Source organism: Paraburkholderia sp. SG-MS1 (assembly GCF_012275575.1).
Classification (GTDB): domain Bacteria; phylum Pseudomonadota; class Gammaproteobacteria; order Burkholderiales; family Burkholderiaceae; genus Paraburkholderia.
In genome coordinates this window covers 1-13,361 of record NZ_NPIH01000067.1, presented here as the reverse complement: position 1 = coordinate 13,361, position 13,361 = coordinate 1, and the positions used below count along the sequence as shown (strand labels likewise).

The 13,361-nt window shown below is 65.3% G+C and carries 10 protein-coding genes; 7 read left to right on the top strand and 3 right to left on the bottom strand.

The features are described 5' to 3' along the window. Window positions 1-299: 299 nt before the first annotated feature. The 6 genes from CIC12_RS04880 (at window position 300) to CIC12_RS04855 (ending at window position 4,555) form a co-directional block, all read left to right on the top strand. Complete coding sequence (locus CIC12_RS04880) at window positions 300-488, top strand: hypothetical protein (protein ID WP_168662679.1); 189 nt, start codon at window positions 300-302, stop codon at window positions 486-488. 146 nt (window positions 489-634) lie between these two features. Further along, window positions 635-2,035: an FAD-containing oxidoreductase gene (locus CIC12_RS04875; RefSeq protein WP_168662677.1), complete on the top strand. Its 1,401-nt coding sequence runs from the start codon at window positions 635-637 to the stop codon at window positions 2,033-2,035. 17 nt (window positions 2,036-2,052) lie between these two features. Further along, entirely contained in the window at window positions 2,053-2,424 is a 372-nt protein-coding gene (locus CIC12_RS04870; protein ID WP_168662675.1) for a cupin domain-containing protein, read from the top strand. Window positions 2,425-2,652: 228 nt separating this feature from the next. Next, entirely contained in the window at window positions 2,653-3,228 is a 576-nt protein-coding gene (locus CIC12_RS04865; protein ID WP_121317247.1) for a TMEM175 family protein, read from the top strand. A 3-nt stretch (window positions 3,229-3,231) separates the two neighbouring features. After that, the gene (locus tag CIC12_RS04860) at window positions 3,232-4,062 is read left to right on the top strand and encodes a hypothetical protein (RefSeq protein ID WP_168662680.1); all 831 of its coding nucleotides are present in this window, start codon (window positions 3,232-3,234) and stop codon (window positions 4,060-4,062) included. A 4-nt stretch (window positions 4,063-4,066) separates the two neighbouring features. After that, window positions 4,067-4,555 carry a metallophosphoesterase family protein gene (locus tag CIC12_RS04855; RefSeq protein WP_168662673.1) on the top strand — a complete coding sequence of 163 codons (489 nt, stop codon included), beginning with the start codon at window positions 4,067-4,069 and terminating at the stop codon, window positions 4,553-4,555. 107 nt (window positions 4,556-4,662) lie between these two features. On the opposite strand, the gene proP is transcribed toward CIC12_RS04855, so the two are convergent. The 3 genes from proP to argA all read right to left on the bottom strand — a co-directional run bounded on the left by proP (window position 4,663) and on the right by argA (window position 8,690). Further along, on the bottom strand, window positions 4,663-6,165 hold the full coding sequence (proP, locus tag CIC12_RS04850) for a glycine betaine/L-proline transporter ProP (RefSeq protein WP_238812373.1): 1,503 nt from the start codon (window positions 6,163-6,165) through the stop codon (window positions 4,663-4,665). A gap of 818 nt (window positions 6,166-6,983) precedes the next feature. Continuing rightward, window positions 6,984-7,256 carry an oxidative damage protection protein gene (locus CIC12_RS04845; protein ID WP_007181244.1) on the bottom strand — a complete coding sequence of 91 codons (273 nt, stop codon included), beginning with the start codon at window positions 7,254-7,256 and terminating at the stop codon, window positions 6,984-6,986. A gap of 45 nt (window positions 7,257-7,301) precedes the next feature. Beyond that, window positions 7,302-8,690, bottom strand: coding sequence for an amino-acid N-acetyltransferase (gene argA / locus CIC12_RS04840; RefSeq protein WP_168662671.1), 1,389 nt, complete (start codon window positions 8,688-8,690; stop codon window positions 7,302-7,304). 23 nt (window positions 8,691-8,713) lie between these two features. Between argA and hrpA the strand changes: the two genes are divergently transcribed. After that, on the top strand, window positions 8,714-13,361 hold a 4,648-nt coding region (hrpA, locus tag CIC12_RS04835; protein ID WP_168662669.1), incomplete at its 3' end, for an ATP-dependent RNA helicase HrpA.

Below are 13,361 nucleotides of genomic sequence, written 5' to 3'. Positions count from 1 at the left end.
GAGGGCCGCTGTTCTTCCGTGCACAGAGACACGACCTGGCCTGTGCCTATGCCAATCGCGGTGCAGGCGAAACGCCCGGCGCTTCGCGCGCAGGCGCACAGGCATACCTCCGCACGCTGGACGCTGGACGCTGGCGGCAGCGGTTTCGGGGCGCGCGGCCGCCGCTCGATTGTTCAGATTGTCAAACAAGTGCCTTCGCGTTCCCGATATTTATCCGCGCGTGCGTACTCTCTAAAATTCTCCCATTGGAACGTAAATCGAGTTCGGCGTCGAAGCGGCGCCGGGCGATGGGAGTCGTCATGCCGGCCTTGATCAGGAATCAGCTTTATCGGCCATCGGTGGTCCTGCCGATGGTTGCGCTCATGCAGGTGATGGTGTCGCAGGACTTCAATCTTGGCCAGGTGGGCTGGGTGGTCGCCGCGCGCGGCGCACAGGCCGCACTGCAACGCTCGCGCGAATTGATCTGCGCGGTGCATTGCCACGTCTGAGCCGCAGCGGGAGAAAGTTTCGGTAATTCACGGCAATCAGGCAGCCACCGCGAGGTAATGCCGCGGCAATCGGCAGCACGGCATCGCGACGCCAGGCACTAAGGGTAAGATGCTACGACCTGCACCCCAGCCTCGGGAGAGTCGCCATGCCACAGCACTTCGACGCAGTCGTCATCGGTACGGGACAGGGCGGCTCGCCGCTCGCGGTACGTCTTGCTCAAAGCGGGCGTCAAACCGCAGTGATCGAACGCGCGGCCTTTGGCGGGACCTGTGTGAACGTCGGCTGCACGCCGACCAAATCTTATGTGGCCAGTGCCCGTGCGGCGCATGTCGCGCGCCATGCGGCTGAACTCGGCGTGCAGGTGAGCGGCTCCGTCAATGTCGATCTCGCCGCGGTCAAGGCACGCAAGGACGGCATCATCGGCCAGTCGCGCGACGGCGTCGAGAAATGGCTGCGCGGCACCGATAACGTCACCGTGTTCAACGGCCACGCGCGCTTCACCGGCGCGCATACGCTCTCGATCAGCGGGCCGGGCGGCCTGGTGCTGAACGAAATCAGCGCCGACGAGATATTCATCAACACCGGCACGCGCGCCGTCGTGCCGCCGCTCGAAGGTCTGGAGCGGATTCGCTATTACACCAACTCCAATCTGCTCGAACTGACCGAGCTGCCGAGCCATCTGGTGATCGTCGGCAGCAGCTATATCGCGCTCGAATTCGCGCAGATCTTTCGGCGCTTCGGCAGCGAGGTGACCGTGCTCGTGCGCGGTGAACGCGTGCTGAGCCGCGAGGATGCCGACTTCGCCGAGTCGGTGCGCAAGGTGCTCGCCCGCGAGGGAGTCGAGTTCCGCTTTGGCGTGCAGCCGTCGCGGGTCGAGCCGCATCCGCATCGCGCGAATGAAGTATGCATCGGCTTCGAGCAGAACATTCCCGCGCTGGAGGCGTCGCACCTGCTGTTCGCCACCGGCCGCGAGCCGAATACCGACGATCTCGGTCTCGCCGACGCAGGCATCGCGGTGGACAAAAACGGCACGATTCCGGTCGACGGCCAGTTGCGCACCAACGTGCCGGGCGTGTGGGCGATCGGCGACGTCAACGGACGCGGCGCGTTCACCCACACGTCCTATGACGATTTCCAGATCGTGGCGGCCAACCTGCTAGACGGCGGCGCGCGCAGCGTCGATACACGGATCATGGCCTATGCGGTGTTCGTCGATCCGCCGCTCGCGCGCGTCGGGCTGTCGGAAGCCGAGGTGCGCAAGAGCGGACGCGACGCGCTGATCGCCACGATGCCGATGTCGCGCGTGGGCCGTGCGCGTGAACGCGGCGAGACCGACGGCTTCATGAAGGTGATGGCCGACGCGCAGAGCAAGCGGATACTCGGCGCGGCGATTCACGGCGTCGAAGGCGACGAGGCGATTCACACGTTCATCGACATCATGACGGCGGGGGCGCCGTATCCGACCTTGCAGTATGCGATGCACATCCATCCGACGATCAGCGAGCTGGTGCCGACCCTGCTCGACGGGCTCAAGCCGATGGCATGACGGGCCGGGCACGAACGATGAAACGCGCGCTGGTCACGGGCAATCTGTTCGATGTCGGGGCGCTGGTCGGCGCCGATGCGAACTCCGAAGAGCAGGTCGACGCGCTCGTCGAGCGGGGGGGCGTGACGATCGAACGGATCGTGTCGACGGGGCAGGCGAGCCCGCCAGGCTTCTGGTACGACAGCCCGCGCGCCGAATGGGTCGTGCTGCTGAGCGGCGCGGCGACGCTGGAATTCGAAGGCAGCGACGAGCCGCATCCGATGAAGCCCGGCGATCACGTGCTGATCGAAGCACATCGCCGGCATCGGGTCGCATGGACGAGCGACACGGAGGCGAGCGTGTGGCTCACCGTGTATTGCCCCGACGGGACGGATGGTGCGTCGAATTAAGCGGGCGCGGGTCGCCCCGGTACGGATTCGCTCTACAGGATCGCGCCGTTTCCCGGCCTGTCGGCACAGGCAGCACACGCGCGCACGCTGCCCTGGCGTTCACACCCATCGGGCACGCGCATCGACAAAGCATTACAGCATCGCGGATAATCGGCAGCGGCGCGGGTCGTCTGCGGGATGCGGGCGAGCGGTGCGTCCAACCACAATCTGAATCAGGGAAACCCACCGATGGGCAAGGGACGAGTCGAGGCCTTCAGCGATGGCGTGATCGCCATCATCATCACGATCATGGTGCTCGAACTGAAGGTGCCGGAGGGTTTCGATCTTGCCTCGCTGCGACCGGTGGTCCCGGTGTTCTGCGCGTACGTGCTGAGCTTCATCTACGTCGGCATCTACTGGAACAATCATCACCACATGTTCCATGCCGTGCAGAAGGTCAACGGCACCGTGTTGTGGGCCAATCTTCATCTGCTGTTCTGGCTGTCCCTGCTGCCGGCCGTCACGCATTGGCTCGGCGAAAATCATCTGGCCGCCTGGCCGACCGCGATGTACGGCGTCGTGCTGTTCATGTCGGCGATCGCGTATTTCATTCTGACGCGCGTGCTGATCCGCGAACACGGCAAGGAGTCGGCCATCTCCAAGGCAGTCGGCAACGACTTCAAGGGCAAGGTGTCGGTCGTGCTTTACCTGCTCGGCATCGGGCTAGCGTTTGTCCTGCCGTGGGGGTCGGCTGCACTCTATACGCTCGTCGCGGCATGGTGGCTGATCCCGGATCAACGCATCGAACATGTGCTGGGCGCGTAATTGTTGCTGACACTCAAACTCCTGCTGGTGCCGGCTTTTCTCGCCGCGCTGACGGTGGCGGGGCGTATTTGGGGGCCGTCGGTGGCGGGGTGGCTCGCTGGGCTGCCGGTCGTCGCCGGGCCGATCGTGCTGCTGCTCGCGTTGGAGCGCGGGCCGTCGTTCGCGGCGCAGGCGTCGGCGGCTTCGATTGCGGCGATTGCCGCATCGGAAGTGTTCAATCTTGCTTATGCGTGGACCTGCCGGCGCTTTGCGTGGCCGCTTGCGCTGGCCGCCGGCATGGCGGGGTGGCTGGGCGCTGCGATGCTGCTGGTGCGGTTGTCCGGCTCGCTCGTGGGCGCGCTCGCGGCGGCCTGCGTCGCAGTGGGGGTGTCGCAAAGCGGCTTGCCGCGCGTGAAGGGCCCGGTGCCGGCGGCGCGCCTCGGGCTCGCCGATCTTGTCGTGCGCATGCTCGCCGGCGCGCTGCTCACGGTCGCGGTGACGACCCTGTCCGCGTCGATGGGTGCGAAGTGGAGCGGCGTGCTGTCGGTGTTTCCGCTGCTCGCCATCGTGCTCGCGGTGTCCGCGCAACGTGCGCACGGCGCGGACTTCGTCGCCTTGCTGACGCGCGGAATGGTGATCGGGCGCGGCTCGTTCGCGGCGTTCTTCGCGGTGACCGCCATCCTGCTGCCGCGATACGGTGTGTGGTCGAGCTTCGCCTGCGCGGCGCTCGTCTCGATCGCCATACAGGGCGCGACGCGGCGCATGCTCGGCGCGCGGCGGCCTGCGCAAGCCGCAGCGGTCTCGCCCGAGCTCGCCGGTCGGCAGACGGAGTCAGGCCGTTTGGCCGATACTTGACGGCATGACTTCGCGCAGCGCACATTCGCCGGCCGCTCGTGTCGGGCTCATCTCCGACACGCATAACCTCATGCGTCCCGAAGCGCTGCACTATCTCGCGGGCTGCGACGCCATCATTCATGCGGGCGATATCTGCAATCAGGCGGTGCTCGATGCGCTGAGGCAGATCGCGCCGGTCACGGCGGTGCGCGGCAACAACGACACCGGCGATTGGGCCGCTTCGCTGCCGACGCATGCGACGCTGACCGTGCAGCAGGTGACGATCCGCGTCGTCCACGATATTGCCGATCTGCGCGCCGATCCGCGCAGCGAAGGCGTCGGCGTGGTGGTGAGCGGCCATTCGCACAAGCCGTCGATCAGCGAGCGCGACGGCGTGCTGTTCGTCAATCCCGGCAGCGCGGGACCGCGGCGTTTCAAGCTGCCGATTTGCGCGGGTATCCTGATTGTTGAAGGCGCGCACGCGAGCGCGTCGTTCGATTCGCTGCTGACATAAGAAAAACGGGCCGGCAAAAATTTGCCGGCCCGTTTCTGAGAGACTCGCACTCAAAGTGGCGCGTTTAAGGCTACGCGCTCAACGCAGTGCCCCCGCGCAAGCGGCACTCACGCACGCGCCGTCGCGGCCGCCGCGTAACGTTCATCCATTTCCTCGGCCTCGCGCTCGCCGCGCAGCACCGCGTGCGCTTCGGCGCGCGTGGCCACGCACGGGCCCGAACCGAGCAGCGGCTTGCGGGCGGTTTCCCGCAGCGCGAGCACCGACACGATGCCGATCAGCGACGCACCCATCAGGTAGTACGCGGGCATCATCAGATTGCCCGTATGGTCGACCAGCCAGGCCGTCACGAGCGGCGTCGTGCCGCCGAACAGCGACACCGAAATATTGAAGCCGATCGCGAGTGCACCGTAGCGGATCTTTGTCGGGAACAGCGCCGGCAGCGCCGACGGCATCACACCGGTAAAGCACGACAGCAGCACGCCGAGAATCATCAGTCCGCCGAACACCGGCAGCACCGTGCCCATGCGGATCAGCAGCAGCGCGGGCACCGACAGCGCGAACAGCCCCACGCAGCCGAACAGCATCACCGGCTTGCGGCCGATCGTGTCCGACAGGCGGCCGGCGGCGAGCGTCATCGGCATCATCAGGATCATCACGAGCAGCACGAGGAACAGGCCGTGCGTTTCGTTGAAGTGCAGCGTGGCCGACAGATAGCTCGGCAGATACGACAGTGCCATGTAGTCGGTGACGTTGAAGATCAGCACGAGGCCGACGCACAGCAGCAGCGGCTGCCATTGCTGTGCAAGCAGTTGCCGCAACGACTGCTTCGGCAGCGCCTTGTCTTCCGCTTCGCGTTCTTCGGCCTGCTTCTTGAACGCGGGCGTTTCTTCGAGCTTCATCCGGATGTACAGACCGACCAGGCCCAGCGGGCCGGCGATCAGGAACGGCACACGCCAGCCCCACGACAGCAGCGCGTCGTTCGACAGCGTCGCGCTCAACACGGCCACCGTGCCCGCGCCGAGCACGTAGCCGATCAGCGTGCCGAACTCGAGGAAGCTGCCCATGAAGCCGCGGCGCTTGTCGGTCGAGAATTCGGCGATGAAGGTTGCGGCGCCGCCGTACTCGCCGCCGGTCGAGAAGCCTTGCACCAGACGCGCGACCAGCAGCAGCACCGGCGCGAAAATGCCGATCGTCGCGTAGCTCGGGATCAGGCCGATCGCGAAGGTGCCGAGCGCCATCATGATCATGGTCATCGCCAGCACCCGCTGACGGCCGATGCGGTCGCCCAACGGGCCGAACACCATGCCGCCGACCGGCCGCACGAGGAACGCCGCGGCGAACGTGCCGAACGTGGCGATCAGCTGCGCAGCCGGACTCGCTGACGGGAAGAACACTTTGCCGAGCGTGACAGCGATGTAGCTGTACACGCCGAAATCGAACCATTCCATCGCGTTGCCGAGCGCCATCGCGCCGACGGCTCGCTTGAGGAGGGATTTGTCGACGACGGTGATGTCGTCGAGAGAGAGGCGTTGTTCTTCTTTGTGATGTCGCCAGAAGCCGTTGCTGGAAGCCGTCAAGGTAAAAACTCCAATGACTGCGACGAAACTCATGACGTGCATGAACGTTCCGCCACGGTTGCTGGGAAGTGTCGTTTCGCGAGCAAGGCGATGACTGCTCCGCCGCCGTGGCGGCAACGCAGTAGAGGGCGCAAAAAGAAAACAGAACACCCGTGCCCCGCGAGACAGGTCGCAAAAAAACACTCGTCTAGATTGTGCTGACTTTTGCGCCTGCGTGGCCGTGCAAGGGGGGCAGGTGCATGAGGACGCCGGGTGGCTGGAAGCTGGCCCGCGCGCCGCTGGAAGGCTTGAAACGAAAAAGGCCGGTTGCTTTATTCGCCGCTCATGGAAAGAGCCGAGACGGAGAAACGACCGACGAGCCTTCTTGTATAAAAACTGTTCGACTCAGCATGGAGCGCGCAGCGCGCCACGGTGAAAACGAAACGTTAATGAAGGTGAATTGCTGTTGGAACGGTGCATATGATAGCACGATGACTGACGATCGCGCAAACCTGCCGAGCGAAGGGTGCCTTGCGAGGGCGCTCGATCCCTTGACGGGCGGGCGATTGCGGCGGATTCGGGTGGTTCGTCAACGCACCCTGAAGACGGCAGGGAAATGAACCGTTTGGGTCATTTTCAGGTTGATGTCTGCGCGAAAAATGGGTGGCCAGCAGCGTCACGGCGGCCGGCGGGCACGGCGCGGATCCGGGCTCCAAGAGGTGGCGGCACGCTGCAATGAAGCCGCGAGGTTCGCGAAGCGTCGCCACCGGCAGCACGTGGAGCGCCGCACGCCCGCAAAGGGCGAAAAAAATCCGCGCTCGCGGCGCGGATTTTTCATCCATGCATGCGGCCGACGCCGCTAACGCAGCGTCTTAAGCCGACGGCGGCACGTAACCCTGCGCGGTATCCGCGCCTTCGCCGAAGAAGAACTTTTCAGTCTGCTTCATCAGATATTGGCGTGCGCGCGGATCGGCCATGTTGAGGCGGTTTTCGTTGATCAGCATGGTCTGCTGCTTCAACCACGCTTGCCAGGCTTCCTTTGAAATGCTTTCGTAGATCCGCTTGCCGAGTTCGCCGGGCAGCGGCGGGAAATCGAGGCCTTCGGCTTCCTTGCCGAGCTTGGCGCATTGAACCATACGAGTCATGCTGTGCTTCTCCTGTAATCGATATATGTGGGGCTGCGGCGACGCTCAGAGCTGCTTCATCAGCACGAGCGACTTGCGCTGCCAGTTATAGAGTCTGCGGCGGTCTTCAGGCAGGTCGTCGACCGTGACCTTGACGAAGCCGCGCTTGAGGAACCAGTGTTCGGTGCGCGTGGTGAGCACGAAAATGCGCGTGAGGCCGCGGGCCCGCGCGCGCTGCTCGATGCGCTTGAGCAGACGCTCGCCGTCGCCGGTGCCTTGCGCTTCGGGCGCGACCGTCAGGCACGCCATTTCGCCGATGCGCTCCTGCGGATACGGATACAGTGCCGCGCAGCCGAACAGCACGCCATCGTGCTCGATCACCGAGAAATGGTCGATGTCGCGCTCGATCTGGTGACGGCCGCGCCGCACCAGCGTGCCGTCCGATTCGAGCGGCTCGATCAGCGAGAGAATGCCGCCGACGTCGTCCGGCGTGGCTTCGCGCAGGCTTTCAAGGTTCTCGTACGAGATCATCGTGCCGACGCCGTCGTGCAGGAACAGTTCAAGCAGCAGGCTGCCGTCGAGCGCGTAGGGGATGATGTGCGCCCGCGCGACGCCGCCGCGGCATGCGCGGATCGAATGCTTGAGGTAGAAGCCCGCGTCGCCGGTGACTTCGCCGCTTTCGTGCAGCTTGTACGCGTCGTCGAGCGACAATTCGCGGACCAGTTCGGGACCGTCTTCACCGGCTTCCATCAGGCCCGGCGTTTCGGTCAGGAATACGATCTTGTCGGCGCGCAGCGCGATGGCCGCGGCCGAGGCCACGTCTTCCATCGACAGATTGAACGCCTCGCCGGTGGGCGAGAAGCCGAGCGGTGACAGCAGCACCAGCTTGCGGCTCGCGAGCGAGTGGCGGATCGAATCCGCGTCGATCTTGCGCACCACGCCGGTGTGCGCGAAGTCGACGCCGTCCAGAATGCCGACCGGGCGCGCCGTCACGAAGTTTCCCGACACCACGCTGATGTGCGCGTGGGCCATCGGCGTGTTCGGCAAGCCCTGGCTAATCGCGGCCTCGATGTCCAGACGCACTTCGCCGGCCGCTTCTTTCGCGGACTCCAAGGCGCGCGCGTCGGTGATGCGCATGCCGTGCGAGAACTCCGACTCCACGCCGTGCAGGCTCATCTGCTCCTCGACCTGCGGCCGCGAGCCATGCACCAGCACGATCTGGATGCCCATGGCTTGCAACAGCGCGATGTCGGACACCAGCGCGTTCAGGAGCCCCTGATGCACCACCTCGCCGCCGAAACCGACGACAAACGTCTTGTTCCGGAACGCATGGATGTAGGGGGCGACTGAACGCATCCAGTCGACGAATTGCGCATGCTGTGCGAGGTTTTCCGTTGCTCCTGCGGGGGCCGGAACGCTCGCGGGCGCGGGGACGAGGTCGGTTTGGGAATTCATGCCGGGGATTATAATGCGCCCCCATGTCGAATGTACCCAAAAGTCCCGCTGCGGCGAACGAGAATCCGGCGCCAGCCGCCGATCCGATGAACTCCGGCGACGCGCAGCGCCGTCCAGCGCAGGACACCCAGCCCAACACGCCGCACGCGGCGCGCGAGTCGCGTCGTGCCGCGCAGGACGCGCAGCCGTCGGCGCAGAAAAAAAATCCGCCGCGCGAGGGTGGCCCGCGTGGTGGCCCGCGTCCGCAGGATGATGGCGGCAGTGGCATGTCGCAAGCCGCGCCGCGGGCTGGCGAAGGCCGGAGTCCGGGCCATGGTCGAGGACACAGGCAGGAACACGCGGACCGCCTCGAGATTGCGCCGCAAGGCGCACGGCACGGGCAGGGTGACGGGGAGCGTGGACAGTCACCGCGCGTTGCGGGAGCAAACGAGGCGCCACGCGGCGGCGAACAGCGCTCGCCATCGGCACATGCGCCGGGTTCGGATCAGGCGCGGCGCCGCGACGCGCAGCGCGCACAGCCCGCTCATGCGGCAGGTCCAGATCAGCAGGCGCACGGCGACAGCCGCGCGAACCAGCAGCGTCGCGGGCCGTCACAAGGCGGTGCGCCGCGTCGCGAATCCGGTGCACTCGCGCAAAAGTCACAGCAAGCGGGGGCGCGCGACCACAACGCTGGCAGCCGTGAGCCACGCGCCGGGAACGAATCACGGGAACCACGCCCGCCGCGCGCGCAGCGCGTCGTCGAACCGAATCCGATTCCGCCGATTACCTTCCCCGAAGCGCTGCCGGTTTCCGGCCGCCGCGACGAGATCGCCAAGGCGATTGCGGAGAACCAGGTGGTGATCGTATCGGGCGAAACCGGCTCCGGCAAAACCACCCAATTGCCGAAAATCTGCCTCGCGCTGGGGCGTGGTCTCGGAGCGGGCGGCCCGGGGCTGATCGGCCACACGCAGCCGCGCCGGATCGCCGCGTCGGCGACCGGGCGGCGCATTGCCGAAGAGCTCGGCACGCCATTCGGGGAAGTGGTCGGCTACAAGGTGCGCTTTACCGACAACCTGTCGCCGGGCGCATCGGTCAAGCTGATGACCGACGGCATCCTGCTCGCCGAAACGCAGACCGATCCGCTGCTCAAGGCGTACGACACCCTCATCATCGACGAAGCGCACGAGCGCAGCCTGAACATCGATTTTCTGCTCGGCTATCTGAAGGAAATTCTTGCCAGACGCCCCGATCTGAAGTTGATCGTGACGTCGGCGACCATCGACGCCGACCGCTTCGCGCGCCACTTCGGCAGCGAAGAGAAGCCCGCGCCGGTGATCGAGGTGAGCGGGCGGCTCTATCCGGTCGAGGTGCGTTACCGGCCGGTCGTCGAGGACAGTCCGGCGGTGAAGGCCGCTCAGGGCACGTCGTCGGGCTCGTCGTCCGCGCGCGGCGACAGGCCGAGGACCCAGCGCGAAACCGACCGCGATCTGATGGACGCGATCGTCGACGCCGTCGACGAACTGTGCCGCGAAGGCCCCGGCGACGTGCTGGTGTTCCTGCCCGGCGAGCGCGAGATCCGCGACGCCGCCGAGGCGCTGCGCAAGCATCACCCGCCGCATACGGAGATTCTGCCGCTGTTTGCACGGCTGTCCGCGGCCGAGCAGGAGCGCGTGTTCCGCACTTCGAACGCGCGCCGCATCGTGCTGGCGACCAACGTCGCCGAAACCTCGCTGACGGTGCCGGGTATCCGCTACGTGGTCGACACGGGGCTCGCCCGCGTGAAACGCTACTCGTATCGCAACAAGGTCGAGCAGTTGCAGGTCGAGCCGATTGCGCAGTCCGCAGCCAACCAGCGGGCGGGACGCTGCGGCCGGGTTGCCGATGGCGTGTGCATTCGTCTCTACGAAGAAAGCGATTTCCAGGGCCGCGTGCGCTTCACCGATCCGGAGATTCTGCGCTCGTCGCTGGCGTCGGTGATTCTGCGCATGAAGTCGCTGCATCTGACGGCAATCGAAACCTTCCCGTTTATCGAGCCGCCGCCGGGCCGCGCGATCGCCGATGGCTATCAGCTACTCAACGAACTCGGCGCCGTCGACGACGACAATCAGCTCACGCCGCTCGGTCGCGAACTCGCGCGACTGCCGCTCGATCCGCGCGTCGGCCGGATGATTCTGGCCGCGCGCGATCAGCAGGCGTTGAAGGAAGTGCTGATCATCGCGAGCGCGTTGTCGGTGCAGGACCCGCGCGACCGGCCGATCGAAGCGCAGGAGCAGGCCGACCAGGCGCATCGCCGTTTCGCCGACGAGCGCTCGGAGTTTTTGCAGTGGCTAAAAATCTGGAACTGGTTCGAAGAAGCAATCGCACACAAGAAGTCGAACAAGCAGTTGCACGAGGAATGCCGCAAGAACTTCCTTTCGCAACTGCGGCTGCGCGAATGGCGGGACGTGCACTCGCAACTGCTGACGGTGGTGCGCGAACACGGCTGGCGCCTGAACGAGGCGCAAGCAACCTTCGAGCAGATCCATCTCGCGCTGCTGACGGGGCTGCTTGGCAATATCGGCCTGAAAGCCGACGACGAGCCGTATTACCTCGGTGCGCGCGCCATCAAGTTTTATTTGTGGCCGGGCTCGGCATTGGTGAAGAAAGCAGGCAAGTGGGTGATGGCCGCCGAACTGGTCGAGACGAGCCGTTTGTACGCACGCTGTATCGCGAAAATCGAGCCGGAGTGGGTCGAGAAGATCGGCGCGCATCTGCTGAAGAAGTCGCTCTCCGAGCCGCATTGGGAGAAGCGCGCGGCGCAGGTGTCGGCGTTCGAGCGCGCGATGCTGTATGGTCTGCCGATCTATCACCGGCGGCGCGTGAGCTTCGGCAAACAGGACCCGGCGCGCGCGCGCGAGTTGTTCATTCGCGGCGCGCTGGTCGGGGGCGAGTTCGATACGAAGCTCGCATTCTTCGCGCACAACCGCAAGCTGCTCGCCGATATCGAACAGCTGGAACACAAGTCGCGGCGCCAGGATGTGCTGGTCGACGATGAACTGATTTTCGCGTTCTACGATCAGGCGTTGCCGGACGGCATTTACACGGGCGCGTCGTTCGAGCGCTGGTATCGCGACGAAATGAAAAAGAGCGGCCAGCCGGAAGACAAACTGCGCCTGCTGTATCTGTCGCGCGACGATCTGATGCGGCACGAGGCCGCCGGCGTGACGACCGATCTGTTCCCGAAGCGGATGACGATGTCGGGCGTCGAGATGACGCTGACCTATCACTTCGAACCGGGTACGCCTCGCGACGGCGTGACGCTCGCCGTGCCGCTGTACGCGCTGAATCAGGTCGACGCGCGGCGCTGCGAGTGGCTCGTGCCCGGCATGCTGAAAGAGAAGACGCAACTGCTGCTGAAATCGTTGCCGCAGAAGTTGCGGCGGCATTGCGTGCCGCTGCCGGAATTCGCGGCGGGTTTCGTCGACCGGCACAGCGGGCAGCGTTTCGGTGCGGGTACGTTGCTGGAGTCGCTGATCGCCGACATTCGCGAGCAGACCCAGGTCGCGATGAAACAGGCGGACTTCAAGCTCGAAACCTTGCCGCCGCATCTGTTCATGAACTTCAAGGTCGTGGATGAGCACGGGCGGCAGCTTGCGATGGGCCGCAATCTGTCGCAACTGCGCGCCGAACTCGGCGGCCAGGCGCAGCAGCATTTCCAGAAGATCGCGTCGAGCGCGGCAGGTGCGGCGTTGGCGGATGCGGGGGGCGGTGGTGTGGCGACGCCTTTACAAGGAGCCGGGGCGGCTCGCGCGGTGCAGCGCGGCAAGAGCGCGGCGGGTCCGCAAACCGCGTCGCAAGAGGGCGCGGCCGGCACAGCGCTGTATGAAAAACTGACCACCTGGAATTTCGGCAAGCTCCCCGAATTGCTCGAGATTCGCCGGGGCGGCCAGACGCTGTTCGGCTACCCGGCGCTGGTGGATCGCGGCACCCATTGCGATGTCGAAGTGTTCGATTCGCCGGATGAAGCCGCGCGGATTCATCGCGCGGGATTGCGCCGGCTTTTCGCGTTGCAGCTGAAGGAGCCGATCAAGTATCTGGAGAAGAATCTGCCGGGCCTGCGTGAAATGGCGATGCAGTTCATGCCGCGCGGCACGCAGGAAGAACTGCGCGATCAACTGATCGACACCGCGCTCGATCGCGCCTGTCTTCAGAACCCGCTGCCGGACGACGAGGTCAGTTTCCACACGCGACGCGACGAGGGTCGTAGCCGCCTGACGCTGCTGGCCCAGGAAATCGCGCGGCTGGTCGGACAGATTCTCGGCGAATACGCGGGCTTGACGAAGAAGCTGGTGCAGGCGAAGTCGTTCGCGGCCGCGCATGCCGACTTGCAGAATCAGCTGGATGGACTGATCGGCAAGCGCTTCGTGGTCGATACGCCGTACACCCAATTGGCGCACTTTCCGCGCTATCTGAAAGGGATGGCGTTGCGCATCGACAAGCTGAAGGCGGACCCACCGCGCGACGCCCGGCAGTTCGCCGAGTTTGCCCCGCTGCTGCAGAACTATCAGCGGGCGGTGGCGCAGCGGGGTGGTGTGCTGGACCCGCGGTTATCCGAATTTCGCTGGTTGTTGGAGGAGTTGCGGATATCGCTTTTCGCTCAGGAGTTGCGTACCCCGATGCCGGTTTCGGTGAAGCGCCTGTATAAGGTTTGGG

Excerpts from the sequence above, each read along its gene's own strand:
- CIC12_RS04870 (WP_168662675.1), top strand. The coding sequence starts at position 2,053 with ATGAAACGCGCGCTGGTCACGGGCAATCTGTTCGATGTCGGGGCGCTG.
- CIC12_RS04855 (WP_168662673.1), top strand. The coding sequence starts at position 4,067 with ATGACTTCGCGCAGCGCACATTCGCCGGCCGCTCGTGTCGGGCTCATC.
- CIC12_RS04865 (WP_121317247.1), top strand. The coding sequence starts at position 2,653 with ATGGGCAAGGGACGAGTCGAGGCCTTCAGCGATGGCGTGATCGCCATC.
- CIC12_RS04880 (WP_168662679.1), top strand. The coding sequence starts at position 300 with ATGCCGGCCTTGATCAGGAATCAGCTTTATCGGCCATCGGTGGTCCTG.
- CIC12_RS04845 (WP_007181244.1), bottom strand. The coding sequence starts at position 7,256 with ATGACTCGTATGGTTCAATGCGCCAAGCTCGGCAAGGAAGCCGAAGGC.
- argA (WP_168662671.1), bottom strand. The coding sequence starts at position 8,690 with ATGAATTCCCAAACCGACCTCGTCCCCGCGCCCGCGAGCGTTCCGGCC.
- proP (WP_238812373.1), bottom strand. The coding sequence starts at position 6,165 with ATGAGTTTCGTCGCAGTCATTGGAGTTTTTACCTTGACGGCTTCCAGC.
- CIC12_RS04875 (WP_168662677.1), top strand. The coding sequence starts at position 635 with ATGCCACAGCACTTCGACGCAGTCGTCATCGGTACGGGACAGGGCGGC.